Here is an 18404-nt window from a genome sequence, read left to right as displayed (position 1 = left end):
GCTCAGGCGTTCCCCGCCGACACGACCTGCTCCCGCACCTGACCGAGCACCACCTGCACGTCGGCGATCACATCCGCCGGCACACCCAACTCCACCAGCGTGGCGCTCAGGTGCTGCCCGACCTTCGCGTAGTGCTCCCCCGGGATGCGCAACGGCTGGTGCGCCTCGGCCAACCCCCGACCCGTGTACTCGTTCGGGCCGCCCAGCACGACCGCCAGCATCAGCGCCAGGTGCCGCCGCTGGTCGGCCATGTTCACGTCGGTGAAGTAGCCGGCGAGATCCGGGTCGGCGAGCACCTTGTCGTAGAACAGCTCCACCGCGGCCTTCACCGCCGCCGCGCCGCCGATGCGCTCGTAGTGGGAGATCGGGGTGGTCTCGTTCGTCACCGTCATGCTCGGTCCTTCCGACAGGGGTCCGCGGCAGCGCCGCGGCAGGGGTGTCGCCAGCCGGCGCGGCGTCACACAGCGTTCCGCGATGACGTCGACACACCGACGACCGAGACGGACCATAGCGCGCCCGCCGCGACACTTCACGCCTGGCCTATCGGGTTCCCGACACCTGTCAACTACGGACAGTCAACACGTCCACCCGGGACGGTGAACACACCGCGAGCAGCCCGACACACAAGGTCAACACGGCGCGCCCGCGGTCCCTTTCGGACATTGCACCCGGACCGGCCGTGACCTGCACACACCCGCAACGGCCCGGACCCACCGGCCACGACGACCCCCACCGCGCCGCCGCCCACACACCCCGTCACCAAACGAGAAATCGCGCCGAGCCGAAAGGCCACGACGCGATCCCGTGCACGAGACGCCGACGGATCACCCGGCGCGACGCCGCGCCCGCCGCGCCGCCAACTCGTCCCCCACCGAATCCGCCTCCGGCTCCACCACCGGGGCGACGTCCTGCTCCGGGACACCCACCGGCTCCGCCGGCAGGTGCGACAACGAACCCTGGATCTCCTTGAACGCGCCACCGATCGCGATCCCGAACACGCCCTGGCCGCCCTGCAACAGGTCGACCACCTCCTCCGGCGACCGGCACTCGTACACCGTCGTCCCGTCGGAGATCAACGTGATGCCCGCCAGATCGTCCACACCACGCGACCGCAACGCCTCGATCGCCTTACGGATGTTCTGCAACGACACCCCGGCGTCCAGCAGCCGCTTCACGACCTTCAACACCACCAGGTCGCGGAACGAGTACAACCGGGACGTCCCCGAACCCGACGCGTCCCGCACACTCGGCACCACCAGCGCCGTGCGGGCCCAGTAGTCCAACTGCCGGTAACTGATGCCCACCGCCGAACACGCGGTCACACCCCGGTAACCCACCTCGCCGTCACCGGCCTGCTGTTCCGCACTCGGACCAGGATCCCGCGGCTCGTGCATCCGGACCAACCTCCCCGCGCCCGTGCGGTGCCACGTCGACTCCCCGTACGCGCACCCCTCGACACGGCAACCCTAACGCCGGCCCCGCCCCCACACCCGCAGGAGACACCCGACACGCCGCGCCACCGGCCCACGACAGCACACACGGCGGCCAGTCGCCACCCACCGTGACCACCACCGCCGCGCACCCCGGCCACCCGGCCGGCACACTCAACCCGCGAAATCCTCCGGCCGCACCTGGTCCAGGAACTCGCGGAACTTCTCCACCTCGTCCTCCTGCTCGTCCGGGATCACGATCCCCGCCTCGCTGAGGACCTGCTCCGCACAACGAATCGGAGCCCCCACCCGCAACGCCAACGCGATGGAGTCACTGGGCCGCGCCGACACCCGCACGCCGTCACCGAGCAGCAGATCCGCGTAGAAGACGTTCTCCTTCAACTCGGTGATCTCCACCGCCCGCAACGGCGCCTGCAACGCCGCCAACACGTCCCGCAGCAGATCGTGCGTCAACGGCCGCGCCGGCTTGACCCCCTGCTGCTCGTAGGCGATGGCCGTCGCCTCGACCGCACCGATCCAGATCGGCAGATAACGGTCCCCCTCGACCTCCCGCAGCAGGACGATCGGCTGGTTGCTGGGCAACTCCACCCGAACTCCGACCACGCTCAGCTCGCGCACCGCCGCCTCCGTGTCGTCGTCACCTTCGCACCGCGCCCTTCCCTGCACGGTACACGGACCAGGACACGGGAGTCCCACGCGCTACGTGCACCACGCCTCGACGGACGGGCTTACCCCGGCAAGCCTACGACACGCTTCCCGCACCAGATCTTTCCGCGCCCACCCACGACGAAGGGCCGGGCACCCCACGGCACCCGGCCCCACCACCGACCTCACCGGCCCAACGTCGACCGCAGCCCCACCCGCACCAACGCCGCGTGCAACTGCTGCGACAACGCCGTCAACTCCCGCGCCGTCTCCGCCGCCCGGGCCCGCGCCGCCGGATCACTCTGCCGCACCAACGGCGCCACCAACTGCGCGAACAGACCGACCTCCCGATCCGCCGCCGACCGGTACGCCCGCAGGTGCCGCGGCTCCAACCCGTACGCCGCCAAACCCGCCACCGCACTCGCGATGATCAACGCGTCCGCGTCGTACCACCCCGGCGGATCCGACACCAGCACACCGAGCCGCTCCAACTCGACCAACGTCGACTCGTCGACCCCGCTGCGGGAGATCAGCTCCGCCCGACTTAGCCGCACCTCCGACGACCCGACCGGCTCCACCGACTCCCGACCCGGAACCTCACCACCCGGACCGACCGCCACCAGATTCGGCCGCGACCGCCCCACCGGCTCATCCGAGACGTCCCACTCCGCCAACTGCTCCCGGATCACCCGCAACGGCAGATACTGATCCCGCTGCGCCGTCAACACGAACCGCAGCCGAGCCACGTCGTCCCAGCCGTACTTGCGATAACCCGCCGGCGTGCGCTGCGGCTCCACCAGGCCCTCGGCCTCCAGGAACCGCAACTTCGAGATCGTGACGTCCGGGAACTCCGCCCGCAACTGCGCCAGCACCTCGCCGATACTCATCAGCGCCGGCGCCCGCGCCGCCCCGGACGGCGTCGAAGCCGCAGGCTCGTTCACCCCCGGCCGGCCTCCTCCTCCGGGCGCGGACCGGCGATGAACACCACCCGGAACTTGCCGATCTGCACCTCGTCACCGTTGCTCAACGTCGCGGCCTCGACCCGCTCCCGGTTCACGTAGGTGCCGTTCAGGCTCCCCACGTCCCGCACCGTGAACGTCCCACCGTCGCGGTGGAACTCCGCGTGCCGCCGCGACACCGTCACGTCGTCGAGGAAGATGTCACTGTCCGGGTGCCGCCCACTCGTCGTCACGTCGTGGTCCAACAGGAACCGGGCACCCGCGTTCGGGCCCCGGCGAACCACCAGCAACGCCATACCCGGCGGCAACGAGCCGGACATACGGCTCGGCACCACATCGGTGTCCGGGCCCTCCAGCACTTCGTCGAGCGAACCGAGATTGAGCGTCGAAGTGACGTCGAGCGGGGGGAACTCGTCGTCTGGGCGCGTCATGGGACCACCTCACGGATCTGTTCGGTCGGCGTCGGGGAATGGCGGGTCTGGCCGCCGGGCAAACCCACACCCGGCGGCTGGCTCCCCGTGCCCGGGAAGGCGCACTCCGCAACGCTCAAACTATTGGTTCTCGGTCGACTGGGCGAGCCTAGCCAGCGCCGAAATGCAGGGCAACCGGACGCGCGGAACCAAGCCCGCCGCCCGGAACGACACGAACTCAGCTCTCGGTGAGCTCGCGGTACGCGTCAGCGGTCAACAGACCCTCGACCGCCGCCGGATCATCCGGAGTGATCTCCACCAACCACCCCGCACCGTACGGATCCGTGTTGATCACCTCAGGGGTGTCGGCCAACGCCTCGTTGCGCGCCGCCACCGTACCGCTCAACGGCGCGTAGATCTCCGACACGCTCTTCGTCGACTCGATCTCGCCCAGCGACTCACCCGCCGCCACCACCGCACCGGCGTCCGGCAGCTGCACGAACACGATGTCACCCAGGGCGTCCTGCGCGAAGTGCGTGATACCGACGCGGACGACACCACCGTCACCACCGACCACCCACTCGTGCTCGGCGGTGTACCGCAGATCCTCAGGAATCACCAACTGCGTCCTTCGTCATCGGTGCACCGGAGAAACCGGCGCGGCCGCGACCGGTCAGGAAACCGGCCGGGCGTGGTCCAGCTTGATCGGCGCGTGCAGCTGCGAAACCTCCACAACCTCACGATCCTCGGACGTCACGTTACCGCCGGCGTCCCGCACCGATGAGACCACCCCGCCCGGAATGTTCAAGGCCGTACGCATCGTCGCCGGATCACCGATCACCAGGATCGTGTACGGACCACTCAACCGCCGCCCGTCCACCACCAGGCCACCACCCGAGCCGTCCACGAAATACGTCGACGCGATGATCCGCACCGCGGTGCCGTCCGCACCCTGGATCTGCATCGCCTCCGCGCCCGCACCCCGCAACTCCTGCACCGCGTCCAGGATCCGCGTCGACGACGTCGCCTTCTCCGGCCCGCGGAACTCCACCTCCAGGCCCGGCCCCACCGCCGGCAGCGTCCCCGCCAGGATGCCCAGCTCGTCCGCCCGCCGCGTCGCCTCCTCCAACGCCGCCTGCCGACCCTGCTCACCCGAACGCAACTGCCGCTGGCTGTCCTCCAACGCCTCGATGTCCTGCCGCAGACGCCGCTCCCGCGAATCCAGATCCGACGAGATCCGGACCAGGTCCTCCTCCCGCGTCGCCGCGAGCGTCGGATCCGTCGACGTCGTCTTCAGCTGCACCACCAACGTGAAACCCAACAACGCCAGCAACACCGCGATCATCGCGCCCGCCGACGTCAACCGCCGCGACACCGAGACCCGCTCCGGCCGCGACACCGGGTCCGGCTCCCCCGGGTCCGGCTCCGGCTCGGGCGACACGACCGCGCCCGGCTCCTCCGCCGGCGCCGGCACGTCCTCCCGCTCCACCGGCGCCGCCGGCTCAGCCTCCGGCGCCAACGGGCTCAACTCGTCCGGATCCGGCGCGTCCGGACGCGGATCCGGCTCACCCGCCGGACCCGACGGCCGCCCCGGCCCCGCCGGCTGCGGCCACCCCGTACCCGTCTCCCTGTGCTCCTCGCTCATCGCCACCAACCTACGCCCGGAACAGGTGCCGGCGGATCGCCGCGACGTTTCCGAAGATGCGCACGCCCAACACGACCACCACACCCGTGGACAACTGACCACCCACGCCCAACTGGTCACCCAGGTACACGATCAGACCAGCCACCAGCACGTTCGAGATGAACGACACCACGAACTGCTTGTCGTCGAAGATCCGGTCCAGCTTCGCCCGCACCCCACCGAACACCGCGTCCAACGCGGCCACCACCGCGATCGGCAGATACGGCTGCAACGCCGCCGGCACCGTGGGGTCCAGATACACCCCGAGCACCACACCGGCGAGCAACGCCAGCACCGCGATCATCGGCCACCTCCGGAAGGGCTGGGAGAACCCGAGCCGGACGGCCCGGGACTGGACGAACCGGCGACACCGGAACCCGACGGACGAGGGCTCGGACTCGCCGGAGGCTCGGCGTAGCGTAGCTGTGGCTCAGGAGCCGCCGGCAGGGTGAGGTCGTCGACCTCCTTCACCGCGAACGACAACCCCGCCGTCCGCGCCAGGTACCGCATCAACTCCGCCGCCCGGCTGTCGTCGAAGCGGTCCCGCATCGACCCCGGCCCGATCGCCTGCACCTCGTACGGACTCGTCACCGGCCGGTAGTCCACCAGGATCGCCTCGCCCGCCTGCCGGATCGTCGTCGTCGCCGTCAACCGCTGCCCGTTGACCGCCACCGCCTCCGCGCCCGCCGCCCACAGCGCGTTCGCCACCTTCTGCAGATCCGAGTACAACACCTGCGACGGACCCGCCTCCTCGCCCGTCACCGCGTCCTTGTCCCGCGGCGCGTCCGTCAACCGCACGACCACACCGTCCCCGCGCACCCGCCCCACGCCCGTACCGGCCTCCAGGTTGCGCAACCGGGACGCCTGCGACCCGCTCAACGCCGCGTCCCGCTGCCGGCCGACCTCCTCGCGCAACCGCTCCGCCCGCTCGGTCAACCGGTCGGTCTCCGCCTCCCGCTGCTTGATCTCGGCGATCAGCCCGGCCCGCGCCGTCGCCCGGCTCGGCTCCTCGGCCATCGTCTCCCGGTACGCCACCGCGAACAGGAACCCGATCACCAGCAGCACCACCAGGCTCACCGGGCGACCCAGCACCGCACGCACCCGCGACACCGGACCCACCGCCCGCCGCGCCGCCGCGTCCCCGTAACCCGGATCGAGCGGATTGCGGAACAGCTCGGTCAGGAAGTCCGGCGCGTACACCCGGGCGGACGGGTCGCGCTCGCCGTCACGCGGCGACGGCGCCGTCACGCCGCCGCCCCCGTACCCCGCGCCCGCATCCCCCGGACCAGGCGACGAGCCTGCACCACGTACATCGCGCCGGCCACCCAGTAGAGAACCAGGCCCCACCACGCCAGCCCCCAGCCGATCGCGCCGGCCGCCGTGGACACACTCGGCGCCGCGTCCGCCAACAGCAGGAGCGGGAACGCCGCCAGCAGCAGGAACGTGGCGGTCTTGCCGACGTAGTGCACCGGCGGCGGGCCGTAGCCGTAGCGGCGCAGCACCCCCAGGGAGCCGAGCAGCAGCAGCTCGCGGGCCAGCAGCGCCGCGGTGAACTGCCAGGGCACCACCTCGCGGGCGGTGAACGCGAGCAGCGTGGCCAGGATGTAGAGCCGGTCGGCCAACGGGTCCAGCAGCTCGCCCAACCTGCTCACCTGGCGCAGCCGGCGCGCGATCCACCCGTCGACCCAGTCGCTGGTGCCGCCCACGGCCAGCACCACGATGGCGACCACGTCGGCCCGGACCACCAGGAACAGGTACAGGAACAGCGGCACACCCAGGAGCCGGACGAAGCTGATCAGGTTGGGCAACGTGAGGACGCGGTCCCCCGCGGCCGTCGCCGCATCCTCCGGGTGCTCCGCTGGAGCCGGCCGACGCGACACCGAACCCTCCCTCCGCAGCACGGTCCGGCAGCCGAACGTGCGGCCGCCGGAGGGACGTGCGCGTTGCCGGCCGGTCTGACGCCGGCGCCCTCTGCGATCCCGGGCTGGGACCTCCCCGATGCGGCCCACCATCGCTTCGATCATGGGCCGGCCAGTTGCGCTGCCACTATATCGGGCCGCCCGGTCCGCTTCGGTCGCCGCGCTGCGTCGCTGCTCAGCGTTGTCACGGTGGGCAGCGTCACAACCGCTAAGGCATCCTAGGACACTAGCTGGCCAGTGGCGCGGGAGGTGGCACCTACGGGACGCGGGAGGAGATCAGGCCGTGCGGGCGGTGGCGTCGGACCCCGTCTGGGGCACCGTCGTCGTCGTGGCCGCCTGCCCGAACGCCAGGAGCGCCAGCAGCAGCTCGTGCTGCACCCGGTTGGGCATCCGGTCGAGCACCGCCTGGACGGCCCGGTGCCGCCGCTCCTGCAGCTCGCGCAGCAGGGTCTCGGCCGCCGCGGTGGGGACCAGCCGCACCTCGCGCCGGTCCCGCGGGTCGGCCACCCGGCGCAGCAGCCCGACCGCCTCCAGGCGGTCGCAGAGCCGGCTCGCCGACGAGGGCACCACGTCCAGCAGCTCGGCCAGCCGGTTCACGTTGGTGCCGGGGTGCGACACGATCAGCGACAGCACCCGCAGCTGGGTGGGCGAGACGCTGACGTTGTGGCGCGAGGTGGCGGAGTCGAGCACACCGATGAGCGCCTCGGCAGCCGCCTCGACGGCTGCGGCAAGATTCGGAGGTCGCTCCACCCGTTGTCCCCTGGGATCGTCCCGCTCGTGTTCGCTCCGCCGCTCCGCTCACTGCCCGGCGCTGTCGCCCGACCGGTCGGAACCGTGCCAGTCCAGGCAGACGACGACCGCGTCGTCGCGAAGATCCGCGTCGGCATGGTACGCGTGCAGTTCGCGCATCACCGTACCAACTGCCTCGGTCGCCGGCTGCAACCGAGTGGACCGCATCGACCGCGCCATCGCCCGCACACCGTACGGCTCCTGCTCACCCGGCTCGGCCGCGTACACGCCGTCGCTGACCACGAACAGCCGGTCCCCCGGCTCCAGCGGGAACTCCTGCACGTCGTAGCGGGTCTCGGCGAACATGCCCAGCGGCAGCTGCTGCTCCAGGGTGACGCGGGTGACCCGGCCGCCGCGCAGCCGCAACACGTGCGGGGAGCCGGCGTCCACCGCCCGCACCACACCCCGGCGGTCGTCCAGCTCCAGCAGCAGCGTCGCCACGTGCCGGTTGCCCCGGTGCTGGTAGAAGATGGTGTCCGAGGCCAGCTCCGCCTGCTCGACCAGGCTGCCCCCGGACCGGCGCGCGTTGCGCATGGCGTTCACGGTCATCGCGGTCAGCATCGACGCGGCCAGTCCGCTGCCGGTGCCGTTGAGCACCGTGACGGTGAGCCGGTCGCCGTCGACCGACCAGTCGAAGTGGTCCCCGCCGACGGTGTAGGCCGGCTCGAGCTGCCCGGCGAGCAGCACGTCGCCGTGCCGGACGCTGCGCCCGGGCAGCAGGTCCCACTGCATCTCCGCGGCCATGCTCAACCGTTCCCGGCGGCGGGCCCGGCGGTAGCGGTCGGTCTCCCGGTCGGCCGCGCGCATGGCCATCGCCACCTCGCCGGCGGCGTCGCGGGCCTCCTCGACCGTCGCCGCGTCCGGCGCGGCGGGCAGCTCCACCATCAGCACACCGAGTCGTTCCCCCCACACCGACAGCGGCAGGTAGGCCCGGCAGCGGCCGTCGTCGACGATGTCGAGCACGGGCTGCTGGCTGCTGAAACACCGCTGCGCCACGCCGTCGGAGCGGAGTCGGACGCCGTCGGGCCGGTCCGGTTCCCGCACCGGCCAGAGGCCGCTGGCGCGGTAGTCGGCGACGAACACCTCCGTCCGCGTGGCGCCGAGCGTCTGGCGGAGCACCGCGTCCGCGGTCTCCGCCACCTGGTCGGGCGGCGCCGTGCGCAGGGCACGCGACACCGATCCGGACGCCTCCGGCATGCTCATCCTCCGATGACGACTATTGCTACAAGGCAAACATCATACGGAGGGCCACCGACAACGCCCCGCCCCCACCTGGCTCAGTCGGCCGACCGCGAGGCCAGCGCGCCGTAGAACGCGTCGGGCACCGGCTCCGGCTCCCCCACCGGCCGCCACCGGGCCACCGGCACGATGCCGTCGGCGCTCGGTCGCCACCGGCCCAGCAGCGGCGCGAACTCCTCCGGCGCCCGCATCCGGAAATCCGGCCCCATCATCGCCAGCGCCTCCGGGTGCCCGGCCAGTTCCTCGCTGTCGAAGTCGATCGCCAACCAACTGCCCGGCGCGGCCGCCGCGTACAGCTCGTCCAGCGTACGGGCCAGCGTGTCGTCGTCCAGGAACGCGGCCAGCCCGAGGAAGACCACCCCCACCGGCCGCCTCCCCCACCCCGGTACGAACCGGTGCAGCTGGGCCGGGTCGACCGTGCCGATGTCGGCGGCGTCACCGTACCCGTAACCGGCGCGGTCACTGCCGGCCAGCAGGCGCTGACCGAGCCGGACCGTCTCCGGGTCCACGTCGGTGTAGAGGACCGTGGCGTCCGGCGCGACCTCGTGCACGTTGCCGCAGGTCGGCACGCCGGCGCCGAAGACCAGGAAGCCGTCCACCCCGTCGGCGGCGGCAGCCCGCACGGCGCGGCCGAGGAAGTCCCGCAACGACCGGAAGATCGCCGCACAGGGCCCGTACGCCGCCTCGAAGGCCGCGGCGGCGGCCACGTCCACCGGACGGTGGTGCCGGCCGCCGAGCCAGTGGTCGATCATGCGGGCGGTGCTCGGTCGCTCCGGCTGGGCCATCGACGAGGCTCCCTCCCCTGGGCGCTGCTGGCCAGCGTACCGACCGGTCGGCTCCGGCGGTATCGCTCCGGCGGGACCCGCCGGCCGCGATACTGGCCGGGACGGCCGGCGACGAGGAGGTACCGCTGTGAACTCCGCGAACGGCGCGGCCGTGGTGGTCGGGGTGGACGGCTCGGAACCGGCCTCCCGGGCGGTGCGCCTGGCGGCCCGCGAGGCGGCCCGCCGCAACCGTCCGCTGCGGGTGGTGCACGGATTCATCTGGCCGCTGCTGCGCGTGCCGGTGTCGGCGCCCGCGCAGAGCCCACCCGGCGCCGGCCTGCGCAACCAGGCCGAACAGCTGGTCGCCGAGGCGGTGCGGGAGGCCGAGGCGGAGTGCCCGGGGCTGCGGATCACCGGCGAGATCATCGACGGGGAGGCCGCCGCCGTGCTGCTCGGCGAGTCCCCCACCGCGGCCATGGTGGTGCTCGGCGACCGCGGACTCGGCGGTTTCGCCGCGCTGGTGGTCGGCTCGGTCGCCGTGCAGGTCGCCTCGTACGCCGACTGCCCGGTGCTGATCGCGCGCGGGACGGCACGCGACGGCGGTCCGGTGGTGGTCGGGGTGGACGGCTCGGAGCTGTCCCGACCGGCCGTCGAGTTCGCCGCGGAGACCGCCTCGTCGCGGGGCGCGCGGCTGCACGCCGTGCACGCGTACACCCATCCGAGGTCCCAGGGCCCCGGGGACATGCAACCGCTGGTGTACGACGAGGGTCAACTGCGCGGCGAGGAGGACCGGGTGCTGGCCGAGTCGCTCGCCGGCGTCGAGGAGCGCTGGCCGGACGTACCGGTGACCCGGGAGGCGGTGCACGCCCGCCCGGTCGCGGCGCTCACCACCGCCTCCCGCGACGCCCAACTGCTCGTGCTGGGCCGGCAGGGCCGCGGCGAGCTGAGCGGGCTGCTGCTGGGGTCGGTCAGCCAGGCCATGCTGCACCGCTCCGCCTGCCCGGTCGCGGTGGTCCGCGCGCCCGACTGAGCGCCGCGGGCGCAACGGTTGGCCCGGCCCCGGGCGGGTAGACGGTGCCGACAGCCACAGCGACCGCAGGAGGCGACCATGCCAGGACCACGGCCGGGCAGCAACGCGTACGACAAGCAGCGGGCACGGCTGCGCGACCTCGTCGAACAGTCCGGACGGGCCGCCGACAAGGAGGCGAACCAGGTGGCCAACCGGATCCTGCAGGACGACCGGGGTCAACGCGGTGTCGTGCGGGGCGAACGCACCTACGGGCCCAAGGGCGAACGCGAGCCGGGCGACCCGAAGTGAGGGCGGCACCCCTGGTCGACGGCGCCATCGCGGGCGCCGTCGGCAGTGCCGTGCTCAACCTGGTCAGCTACCTGGACATGGCGACGCGGGCCCGCCCGGCCAGCACCACCCCGGAGACCACCGCCGGGAAGCTGGCGGACGTGGCGCACGTCGACCTCGGGCCGGCTGAGGAGGCGGCGAACCGTCGGGCCGGCCTGGGGCCGGTCCTCGGCTATGTCACCGGCATCGCCGCCGGCGCGGTGTTCGGCGCGTTCGCGGCCCGACGTCGGGTGCCCCTGCCCCTGGCCGTGGTGCTGCTCGGCGGCGGGGTGATGGCCACCTCGGACGGCTCGATGACGTTGCTCGGGGTGACCGACCCGCGCACCTGGCGGCGGATCGACTGGGCCTCCGACCTGGTGCCCCACCTGGCGTACGGACTGACGGCCGCAGCCACCTGGCGGAGGCTGCGGCCGTCGTCGCGGCGCGGTTAGCGGTCGCTCTCGTCCTCGGCCACCGGCTCACCGGCCGGGCCGTACGGCGAGACCTGCCCCTTGGGCACCGGCCGGCCCACGTCCGCGTTGGACGTGCCCTTGTGACGTGGGTGTCCGGCCGCTCCCACGACACCCTTGCGGCTGTCCTGGCTGGTGGCGCCGAGGTCGTTCCGGCGCAGTTCCTCCTGCTGCGGCTTGACCACGGGTCTCTCCTTCCCGGTGGGGCGCACGGCGTGGACCGCGCACCTGACCCGGGTACCCGCCGCCGACCGGCGCATTCCGGCGCCGCCCCCGGGTCTGGGCCGCGCCCGGGCGGGTAACCGGAACGAATGGCGGACGATCGGAACGTGGCGCGGGCCCTGCTGGACCGGCAGTCCCGCACGTACGCGGAGGAGGCCGGGATCACGCTCGCCGACCGGCCCGGTCCGCTCTACCAGCTGCTGGTGCTCACCACGCTGTTGAGCACCCGGATCCGGGCGAGCGTGGCGGTGGCGGCGGCCCGGGAGCTGTTCACCGCCGGCTGGCGCACCCCGCAGGCCATGGAGGCGGCGACCTGGCAGGACCGGGTCGACGCGCTGGGCCGGGGCCACTACCGGCGCTACGACGAGCGGACCGCCACCATGCTCGGCACCGGCGCCCGACTCTGCCTGGACCGGTGGCACGGCGACCTGCGCCGGCTGCACCGGGAGGCCGGGGCGGACCGGGCCGCGCTGCGCCGCCTGCTCGTCGAGTTCCCCGGCATCGGCCCGACCGGGGCGGACATCTTCCTGCGCGAGGCGCAGGCGGTCTGGCCCGACGTGCGCCCGTACGCCGACCGGCGCACGCTGGCCGGCGCGCGGCGACTGGGGCTGCCGGCGAACCCGGGGAGCCTGGTCGGGCTGGTCGGCGAGGCCGACTTCGGCCGGCTGGCGTCGGCGCTGGTGCGGGTGGCGCTCGGCGAGGAGTCGGCGGGCGAGGTGAGCCGCACCGCCGCGGCGGCCCGCTGAGCCGGCGGGCTACTTGGCCGGGCCGGGCTTGGTGAGGTTCCAGGCCAGCAACGACGCGAGCAGGGCGAGCAGCACCACGCCGCCGGAGACGCCGCTGCCCTCCCCGCCGCTCTCCCGGTGGCCGGTGGCCCCGAAGTAGATCACCGCCAGCCCGGCGAGCACGGTGACGAACGTCCGCAGTCCTCGGTCCTTCACGTCCCGGACGGTACGGCCGGCGGCCGCCGCGCGGGCACGGTTCGGGCGGTTGTCCCCCGTCCGGGTCAGTCGGGCGGGCAGCCGACGGCGGAACCGCGTAGCCGGACCCGGTGGATCGCCCGGCCGGCCACCTCGACCACCTCGACGGTGAGACCGGGCAGGCGGACCCGCTCCCCCGGGCCGTCGGGCAGCCGGCCCAGGCCGGCCAGCACCAACCCGGCCACGGTGGTGTACTCGCGGGTCAGCGGGAAGGTCAGCCGCACCCCGGCGTCGGGCAGGTCGTGCAGCGGGAAGTCGCCCGGCAGCACCAACGCGCCGTCGGGCTCCCGCACGGCCCGACGGACGTCCCGGTCGGTCTCGTCGTACAGCTCGCCGACCACCTCCTCGAGCAGGTCCTCCATGGTGACCAGCCCGTCGACGCCGCCGTACTCGTCGATCACCAGGGCCATCTGCTCGTGGCGCTGGCGCAGCTGCCGCATCGCGTCGGCCACCGGCAGCGTGCCGGGCAGCAGCACCGGCGGGCGGACGCACCCGGCGACGGCGGTCGCCCCGGCGTCCACCAGGTCGCGGATGTGCACCACGCCCCGTACGTCGTCGAGCCCGCCCGGGCCGGTGACCGGCGCCCGGGACCGGCCGGCGGCGGCCAGCCGGCGCATCGCCGCACCGGCCGGCAGGTCGGCCGGCAGCGTCATCACGTCCCGGCGGGCGACCAGCACCTCCCGCAACGTGCGACCGGCGATGTCGAACGCGCCGGCGAGGATCTCCCGCTGCTGCGCGGAGAGTCCGCGCTGGCTGACCAGCAGCTCCCGCAGCTCCTCCTCGGTCACCTCCTGCCGGCTCGCGCGCGGATCCCCGCCGGCGACCCGGACCAGCAGGTCGGTGGCGCGGCCGAGCAGCCACACCGCCGGCCGGGACAACCGGGCCAGCAGGTCCAGCGGCCCGGCGCTGAGCAGCGCCCACCGCTCCGCCGACTGCATGGCCAGCCGCTTCGGCGCCAACTCCCCCACCACCAGCGTGAGGAACGTCAGCAGCACGGTCACCAGCAGCACCGCGACCGGGCGGGCGGCCCGGCCCAGGAAGCCCAGCGGACCGACGAGCGGCTCGGCCAGCGACACCGCCGCGGCGGCCGAGGCGAGGAACCCGGCCAGGGTGATGCCGAGCTGGATGGTGGCCAGGTAGCGGTTCGGCTCCCGGACCAGCCGGCTCAACCGGGCCCCGGAGCGCCCCGTGCGGCCCAGTCGGCGCAGCTGCCCCTCGCGCAGCGTCACCAACGCCATCTCGCTGCCGGACAGGGCGGCGTTGACCAGCACCAGGACCAGCACCAGCGCGACCTGCCCGGCCATCAGTCCGTCTCCAGGTCGTCGAGGGAGATGGCATGGGTCATCAGCCAGCGGGCCAGCGCGGCCATCCCGAACAGCCACAGCGGCGCCGACTCGGTGGTGCCGTTCGTGGCGAAGATGGCGAACCGCAGGTCCGGCGCCCGGTACGCCTCGATCCGCCACCGGTGGTTCTTGTCCCGCCAGACCGCGGAAGGGTCCATGGCGTCACGGTAGGTGACCGGGGCGGGTCGCCGGTGCGGGTTGGCTCAGCCGCCCGGCACGACGTAACCGCCGAGCAGGAGGCCGAGCACCGCCACCGCCAGCGACACCACGATGCCGCCGACGATCAGCCCACCGAACCCGCGCCAGCCCGAGCCACGCGTGCCGGTCAGCGGCGCCTCCGCCCGCCACCGCTCGCGCCAGGCCCAGGCCAGCACGCCGAGCGCGTACGGCAGCAGCCCGATCCAGAACCAGTACCAGCGCGACCCGGCCACCGGCGGTGGGCCGGCGACCAGCATGAGCAGCCAGCCGACGCCGATGGTCAGCGCCAGCAGCGCCGCCGCGTCCGCCAGGGTGTCGGCCAGGCTGTCCCCACTCCGGGCGACGGCGGCGCGCGCCCGGGGGTCGGCGAGCGGGTCGGCCTCCTGGCCCGGGCCGGGTTCGGTCACCGGGTCGGGGTCGGCGGCGTCCTCGACGGCGCCGCCCTGCGGGACCGGCGCGGGCACGTACGTGTACCGGAACTGCCCGTCGGGTCGGGCCCAGACGACGGTCGACCCGTTCTGGGTGTACCGGAGCTCGGGTCGGCGGCCCCAGGGACCGCTGTCGTCCCAGCCGTCGGCCCGGGCGAGCGTCACCACCCGGCCCGCCGCCAGGTCGCGCTCCAGGTCGACCGCGTCGACCGAGCGCGGCGCGGTCCACCAGGCCAGCGCCGCCCAGACCAGCCAGCAGCCCAGCACGGCCAGCGGCAGCGCGCGGTGGCGCAGCCGGGCACTGTCGGCCGGGCGGGGACGAGGGGCGTCGATCATGCCGTCACCCTGTCACCCGGACGCCACCCGTCAACCCGGCGGGCGGACCACCTGACGCGCGTCGTCGGGCAGCCGGCGGGTCGCCCCGCGCCGGTCCAGCAGCTCCAGCAGCGGCACCGCCACCCGACGGGTGGTGTCCAGCGCCTGCCGGGCGGCACTGAGCGTGAACGGCTGCGGCAGCCCGGCGAGCACCCGCACCGCGTCGTCCGGGGCGCCGGGCAGCAACACGACGTTCTCGGCGAGCCGGAGCAACGCGCCCGCCCGCACGGCCGCGCCGATCTCCCGGGGCCCCAGGCCGAGGTCGGCCAACCGGTGCGCCTCGGGCGCCTGGAACGGGCGGTCGCCGTACTCGGCGCGGACCCGGGCCACGGCCCGGGCGACCGGTTCCGGCAGCGTGTCGGCGGGCGCGGCGGTGACCAGGCCGTCGCGGAGCCGCAGCGGTGGGCGCAGCAGCGCCGTCACCAGCGTCCGGTCGGGCAGGCCGAGGCGGTGGCGCAGCACGTCGACCGGTACACCCGCCGCCAGCGGGTGCTCCCCGGCGTGCCGGGTGACCTCCTCGGCGAGCCGCCGGCCGAGGTCCCGCCAGTGGTCGGGGTCGGCCAGCCAGTCCCCGGCCACCGGGACCGCGTTCGGCGGCACGCCCATCCGGGTCAGCTGCCCGGCCCGGACCAGCCGCCGCCGGCGCAGCTCCCCAGCCGGGTCGGGTCGCCCGTCCAGCCCGGCCAGCACGGCCGCCCGGGCGACCGCCGCGCCCCGGCGACGCAGCGCCGGCGGGTCCACGTCCAGCACGGTCACCCCGCCGGCCACGTGGTGCCGGCCCGGGTCGCGTAGCAGGGCGCGGTCGCCGATCAGCAGGGGCAGCGGCCGGGCCAGGCGCAGCCGCACGGTGTCCGGACCGAGCGGCCGGACCCGGGCGGGCACCGCCGCCGAGCCGACGTGCAGGGTGAGCGTCGCCGGCAGGTCGGCGGCCGGATCCCCGACCAGGCGCACGTCGAGCAGGTCGGTGCGGCCGAACCGGCCGGGGCTGAGCAGGGCGTCGCCGCGACCCACCCGCTCGCGGGGCAGGCCGCGCAGGTTGACCGCCACCCGGGCCACCGCGTCGACGTGCGGCCGGGAGGCGCCCAGCGAGTGCAGGCCGCGTACCCGCACCGGCTCGCCGGTGCCGGCCAGTTCGAGTTCGTCGCCGGTCCGCAGCCGGCCGCCGCCGAGGGTGCCGGTGACCACCGTGCCGCTGCCGCGCACCGTGAACGACCGGTCCACCCAGAGCCGGACCGGGGCGTCGCGGGCCGGGTCGGGCAGCCGGGCGACCAGGCGGTCCAGCGCGGCCCGCAGCTCGGGCAGGCCGGCGCCGGTCACCGCGGACACCGCCACCGCCTCCACCTCACCCAGCGACGTCGCGGCGACCTCCGCGCGGGCGCGGACCAGGGCCGGCCCCGGGTCGGCCAGGTCCGCGCGGGTCACCACCAACAGCCCGTACCCCACCCCGAGCGCGTCCAGCGCGGCCAGGTGTTCGGCCGACTGCGGCATCCAGCCCTCGTCGGCGCCCACGACGATCATCGCGGCCGGGACCGGGCCGACACCGGCCAGCATGTTCGGCACGAACCGCTCGTGCCCGGGCACGTCGACGAACGCCAGGGTGCCGCCGGAGGGCAGCGTGGTCCAGGCGAAGCCGAGGTCGATGGTCATGCCCCGGCGGCGTTCCTCCGCCCACCGGTCCGGTTCCATCCCGGTCAACGCCCGCACCAGGGTGGACTTGCCGTGGTCGACGTGCCCGGCGGTGGCCACGACCCACACCCGCTCAGCCCTCCACGGACAGGATCGCCGCGCGGACGCGGTCGTCGTCGGCCTCCGGCACGGCGCGCAGGTCGAGCAGCAGCCGCCCGTGCAGCACCCGGCCGAGGACCGCCGGGTCGCCGGCGCGCAGCGGCGCCGCGTACCGCTCGGGCAGGCTCAGCGCCCACGAGTCCAGGTCGACGCCGGGCGCGCCGCCCCCGCCGACCACGGCGGCGACCGGTGTCACCTCGGCCTTGCAGTCGTCCTCGCCGAGCCGGTCGCGCAACCGCTCCACCCGGGCGCGCAGCCGGCCGGCATCGGCGTGCAGCGCCTCCCGGGTCGGGGTGGTCGGCGCGTGCAGCGTGGCGGCGAGCGCGGCGAGGGTGAGCTTGTCCACCCGCAGCGCCCGCGCGAGGGGATGCCGGCGCAGCCGCTCCACCAGGTCGGTCGCGCCGAGCAGCAGGCCGGCCTGCGGCCCGCCGAGCAGCTTGTCGCCGCTGGCGGTGACCAGGTGGGCGCCGGCGCGCAGCGTGGTGGCGGCGTCCGGCTCGTCGGGCAGCAGCGGGTCCGGGGCGAGCAGCCCCGAGCCGATGTCCGCGACCACCGGCACGCCGAGTGTGGCCAGGTCGGCCACCGGCACCGCCGAGGTGAAACCGGTGACCACGAAGTTCGACGGGTGCACCTTGAGCACGAAGCCGGTGTCCGGGCCGATCGCGGCGGCGTAGTCGGCGCGGGTGGTGCGGTTGGTGGTGCCCACCTCGCGCAGCCGGGCGCCGGTGCTCGCCAGCAGGTCGGGCAGGCGGAAGCCGTCGCCGATCTCGACCAGCTCGCCGCGGCTGACCACGATCTCCCGGCCGGCGGCGAGCGCGGTGGCGGCCAGCACCAGCGCGGCGGCGCCGTTGTTGACCACGTGCACGGCGGGCGCGTCGGGCACCGCGGCGGCGAGCGCGGCCAGCGCCTCCCGGCCGCGTCGGGCCCGGCGGCCGGTGCCGAGGTCGAGTTCCACGTCGGTGTGCCCGGCGGCGGCGACCAGCGCCTGCACGGCGGCCGGCGCGAGGGGGGCGCGGCCCAGGTTGGTGTGCAGCACGACGCCGGTGGCGTTGAGCACCGCGCGCGGCGTGCGGACCGGCAGGGCGGCCAGCGCCGCGTCGCGTACCGCCTCGGGGTTGATCTCGCCCTGGCGGGCGCGGTGCTGGGCCGCCACGATCGCGGCCTTGACCCGATCCCGGCCGACCGTGCCGGCGGCGGCCGCCAGCGCCGGGTCGGCGAGCAGCGCGTCGGTGCGCGGCACCCGCCGCCGCGGGTCGACCTCACGCATCGGCGCTCCCCCGGACGGTGTGGCGGAGACGGACGGGAATCGAACCCGCCTGGCCCGGGTCCCGGACCACACCGGTTTTGAAGACCGGGAGGGGCACCAGCCGCCTGAACGCCTCCACGCAGCAGTCAACCACAGGGGCG

General features: G+C 74.4%; 24 protein-coding genes and 1 tRNA gene. 4 read left to right on the top strand and 21 right to left on the bottom strand.

The genetic code is table 11. From position 1 onward, the window contains the following. Positions 1 to 2: 2 nt before the first annotated feature. The 13 genes from COO58_RS10590 to COO58_RS10530 form a co-directional block, all read right to left on the bottom strand. Positions 3 to 392, bottom strand: a complete 390-nt coding sequence (locus COO58_RS10590; protein ID WP_091574405.1) for a group 1 truncated hemoglobin — start codon at positions 390 to 392, stop codon at positions 3 to 5. Between the two features lie 432 nt (positions 393 to 824). After that, entirely contained in the window at positions 825 to 1394 is a 570-nt protein-coding gene (locus COO58_RS10585; RefSeq protein WP_098744802.1) for a MerR family transcriptional regulator, read from the bottom strand. Between the two features lie 210 nt (positions 1395 to 1604). Continuing rightward, entirely contained in the window at positions 1605 to 2069 is a 465-nt protein-coding gene (locus COO58_RS10580) for a bifunctional nuclease family protein (protein ID WP_091577612.1), read from the bottom strand. 212 nt (positions 2070 to 2281) lie between these two features. Continuing rightward, positions 2282 to 2983: a MerR family transcriptional regulator gene (locus COO58_RS10575; RefSeq protein ID WP_176558866.1), complete on the bottom strand. Its 702-nt coding sequence runs from the start codon at positions 2981 to 2983 to the stop codon at positions 2282 to 2284. Positions 2984 to 3033: 50 nt separating this feature from the next. Continuing rightward, a complete protein-coding gene (locus tag COO58_RS10570) occupies positions 3034 to 3486 on the bottom strand; it encodes an FHA domain-containing protein (protein WP_007071101.1) in 453 nt (150 codons plus the stop codon). A 217-nt stretch (positions 3487 to 3703) separates the two neighbouring features. Continuing rightward, positions 3704 to 4084, bottom strand: coding sequence for a glycine cleavage system protein GcvH (gene gcvH, locus COO58_RS10565; RefSeq protein WP_091574402.1), 381 nt, complete (start codon positions 4082 to 4084; stop codon positions 3704 to 3706). A gap of 54 nt (positions 4085 to 4138) precedes the next feature. After that, entirely contained in the window at positions 4139 to 5110 is a 972-nt protein-coding gene (locus COO58_RS10560) for a DUF881 domain-containing protein (RefSeq protein ID WP_098746237.1), read from the bottom strand. Positions 5111 to 5120: 10 nt separating this feature from the next. Beyond that, positions 5121 to 5453: a small basic family protein gene (locus COO58_RS10555; RefSeq protein ID WP_007071104.1), complete on the bottom strand. Its 333-nt coding sequence runs from the start codon at positions 5451 to 5453 to the stop codon at positions 5121 to 5123. Beyond that, entirely contained in the window at positions 5450 to 6397 is a 948-nt protein-coding gene (locus tag COO58_RS10550) for a DUF881 domain-containing protein (protein WP_091574401.1), read from the bottom strand. The genes COO58_RS10555 and COO58_RS10550 overlap by 4 nt, the downstream gene beginning before the upstream one ends. After that, entirely contained in the window at positions 6394 to 7029 is a 636-nt protein-coding gene (locus COO58_RS10545; protein WP_091574400.1) for a CDP-alcohol phosphatidyltransferase family protein, read from the bottom strand. Before COO58_RS10545 ends, COO58_RS10550 begins: the two co-directional genes overlap by 4 nt. Before the next feature lie 315 nt (positions 7030 to 7344). Next, entirely contained in the window at positions 7345 to 7818 is a 474-nt protein-coding gene (locus tag COO58_RS10540; protein ID WP_091574399.1) for a MarR family transcriptional regulator, read from the bottom strand. A gap of 48 nt (positions 7819 to 7866) precedes the next feature. Next, positions 7867 to 9054 carry a PP2C family protein-serine/threonine phosphatase gene (locus COO58_RS10535; protein ID WP_091574398.1) on the bottom strand — a complete coding sequence of 396 codons (1188 nt, stop codon included), beginning with the start codon at positions 9052 to 9054 and terminating at the stop codon, positions 7867 to 7869. A gap of 80 nt (positions 9055 to 9134) precedes the next feature. Further along, entirely contained in the window at positions 9135 to 9881 is a 747-nt protein-coding gene (locus tag COO58_RS10530; RefSeq protein WP_091574397.1) for an SAM-dependent methyltransferase, read from the bottom strand. Between the two features lie 127 nt (positions 9882 to 10008). Between COO58_RS10530 and COO58_RS10525 the strand changes: the two genes are divergently transcribed. The 3 genes from COO58_RS10525 (at position 10009) to COO58_RS10515 (ending at position 11648) form a co-directional block, all read left to right on the top strand. Then, positions 10009 to 10890 (top strand): universal stress protein, encoded by an 882-nt coding sequence (locus COO58_RS10525; protein WP_098744799.1) that lies wholly within the window; start codon positions 10009 to 10011, stop codon positions 10888 to 10890. Between the two features lie 78 nt (positions 10891 to 10968). Continuing rightward, the gene (locus COO58_RS10520) at positions 10969 to 11178 is read left to right on the top strand and encodes a phosphatidylethanolamine-binding protein (protein ID WP_091574395.1); all 210 of its coding nucleotides are present in this window, start codon (positions 10969 to 10971) and stop codon (positions 11176 to 11178) included. After that, entirely contained in the window at positions 11175 to 11648 is a 474-nt protein-coding gene (locus COO58_RS10515; RefSeq protein WP_091574394.1) for a hypothetical protein, read from the top strand. Before COO58_RS10520 ends, COO58_RS10515 begins: the two co-directional genes overlap by 4 nt. Here COO58_RS10515 and COO58_RS10510 read toward each other — a convergent pair. Then, complete coding sequence (locus COO58_RS10510) at positions 11645 to 11851, bottom strand: hypothetical protein (protein ID WP_091574393.1); 207 nt, start codon at positions 11849 to 11851, stop codon at positions 11645 to 11647. The two genes, COO58_RS10515 and COO58_RS10510, sit on opposite strands and share 4 nt — an antisense overlap. Positions 11852 to 11977: 126 nt before the next feature. On the opposite strand from COO58_RS10510, the gene COO58_RS10505 reads away from it, so the two are divergent. Continuing rightward, positions 11978 to 12634 carry a hypothetical protein gene (locus COO58_RS10505; protein ID WP_091574392.1) on the top strand — a complete coding sequence of 219 codons (657 nt, stop codon included), beginning with the start codon at positions 11978 to 11980 and terminating at the stop codon, positions 12632 to 12634. Between the two features lie 9 nt (positions 12635 to 12643). Here COO58_RS10505 and COO58_RS10500 read toward each other — a convergent pair whose 3' ends face one another. From COO58_RS10500 to COO58_RS30175, 7 genes are all read right to left on the bottom strand, one after another. Beyond that, complete coding sequence (locus tag COO58_RS10500; protein ID WP_091574391.1) at positions 12644 to 12829, bottom strand: hypothetical protein; 186 nt, start codon at positions 12827 to 12829, stop codon at positions 12644 to 12646. A 65-nt stretch (positions 12830 to 12894) separates the two neighbouring features. Continuing rightward, a complete protein-coding gene (locus COO58_RS10495; RefSeq protein ID WP_091574390.1) occupies positions 12895 to 14172 on the bottom strand; it encodes a hemolysin family protein in 1278 nt (425 codons plus the stop codon). Continuing rightward, positions 14172 to 14369, bottom strand: a complete 198-nt coding sequence (locus COO58_RS10490; RefSeq protein ID WP_091574389.1) for a hypothetical protein — start codon at positions 14367 to 14369, stop codon at positions 14172 to 14174. The genes COO58_RS10495 and COO58_RS10490 overlap by 1 nt, the downstream gene beginning before the upstream one ends. Positions 14370 to 14414: 45 nt before the next feature. Further along, a complete protein-coding gene (locus tag COO58_RS10485; RefSeq protein ID WP_098744798.1) occupies positions 14415 to 15173 on the bottom strand; it encodes a hypothetical protein in 759 nt (252 codons plus the stop codon). Between the two features lie 30 nt (positions 15174 to 15203). Then, entirely contained in the window at positions 15204 to 16967 is a 1764-nt protein-coding gene (selB, locus tag COO58_RS10480) for a selenocysteine-specific translation elongation factor (RefSeq protein WP_098744796.1), read from the bottom strand. A gap of 4 nt (positions 16968 to 16971) precedes the next feature. Then, positions 16972 to 18264 (bottom strand): L-seryl-tRNA(Sec) selenium transferase, encoded by a 1293-nt coding sequence (gene selA, locus COO58_RS10475; RefSeq protein ID WP_098744795.1) that lies wholly within the window; start codon positions 18262 to 18264, stop codon positions 16972 to 16974. Positions 18265 to 18284: 20 nt separating this feature from the next. Next, positions 18285 to 18380: transfer RNA gene (locus COO58_RS30175), tRNA-Sec, on the bottom strand. Between the last annotated feature and the right edge of the window lie 24 nt (positions 18381 to 18404).

Origin of the sequence: Micromonospora sp. WMMA1996 (genome assembly GCF_002573675.1) — a bacterium.
In the GTDB taxonomy this organism is placed as follows: domain Bacteria; phylum Actinomycetota; class Actinomycetes; order Mycobacteriales; family Micromonosporaceae; genus Micromonospora; species Micromonospora sediminicola.
Note: the sequence above shows the minus strand (reverse complement) of the source record. Positions and strands in the feature narration are given on the sequence as shown.

What these genes read in the sequence shown, in the direction of transcription:
- COO58_RS10590 (WP_091574405.1), bottom strand. Translation starts at nt 392, where the DNA reads ATGACGGTGACGAACGAGACCACCCCGATCTCCCACTACGAGCGCATC.
- COO58_RS10585 (WP_098744802.1), bottom strand. Translation starts at nt 1,394, where the DNA reads ATGCACGAGCCGCGGGATCCTGGTCCGAGTGCGGAACAGCAGGCCGGT.
- COO58_RS10575 (WP_176558866.1), bottom strand. Translation starts at nt 2,983, where the DNA reads ATGAGTATCGGCGAGGTGCTGGCGCAGTTGCGGGCGGAGTTCCCGGAC.
- COO58_RS10570 (WP_007071101.1), bottom strand. Translation starts at nt 3,486, where the DNA reads ATGACGCGCCCAGACGACGAGTTCCCCCCGCTCGACGTCACTTCGACG.
- COO58_RS10560 (WP_098746237.1), bottom strand. Translation starts at nt 5,110, where the DNA reads ATGAGCGAGGAGCACAGGGAGACGGGTACGGGGTGGCCGCAGCCGGCG.
- COO58_RS10555 (WP_007071104.1), bottom strand. Translation starts at nt 5,453, where the DNA reads ATGATCGCGGTGCTGGCGTTGCTCGCCGGTGTGGTGCTCGGGGTGTAT.
- COO58_RS10535 (WP_091574398.1), bottom strand. Translation starts at nt 9,054, where the DNA reads ATGCCGGAGGCGTCCGGATCGGTGTCGCGTGCCCTGCGCACGGCGCCG.
- COO58_RS10530 (WP_091574397.1), bottom strand. Translation starts at nt 9,881, where the DNA reads ATGGCCCAGCCGGAGCGACCGAGCACCGCCCGCATGATCGACCACTGG.
- COO58_RS10520 (WP_091574395.1), top strand. Translation starts at nt 10,969, where the DNA reads ATGCCAGGACCACGGCCGGGCAGCAACGCGTACGACAAGCAGCGGGCA.
- COO58_RS10505 (WP_091574392.1), top strand. Translation starts at nt 11,978, where the DNA reads ATGGCGGACGATCGGAACGTGGCGCGGGCCCTGCTGGACCGGCAGTCC.
- COO58_RS10495 (WP_091574390.1), bottom strand. Translation starts at nt 14,172, where the DNA reads ATGGCCGGGCAGGTCGCGCTGGTGCTGGTCCTGGTGCTGGTCAACGCC.
- COO58_RS10490 (WP_091574389.1), bottom strand. Translation starts at nt 14,369, where the DNA reads ATGGACCCTTCCGCGGTCTGGCGGGACAAGAACCACCGGTGGCGGATC.
- COO58_RS10485 (WP_098744798.1), bottom strand. Translation starts at nt 15,173, where the DNA reads ATGATCGACGCCCCTCGTCCCCGCCCGGCCGACAGTGCCCGGCTGCGC.
- selA (WP_098744795.1), bottom strand. Translation starts at nt 18,264, where the DNA reads ATGCGTGAGGTCGACCCGCGGCGGCGGGTGCCGCGCACCGACGCGCTG.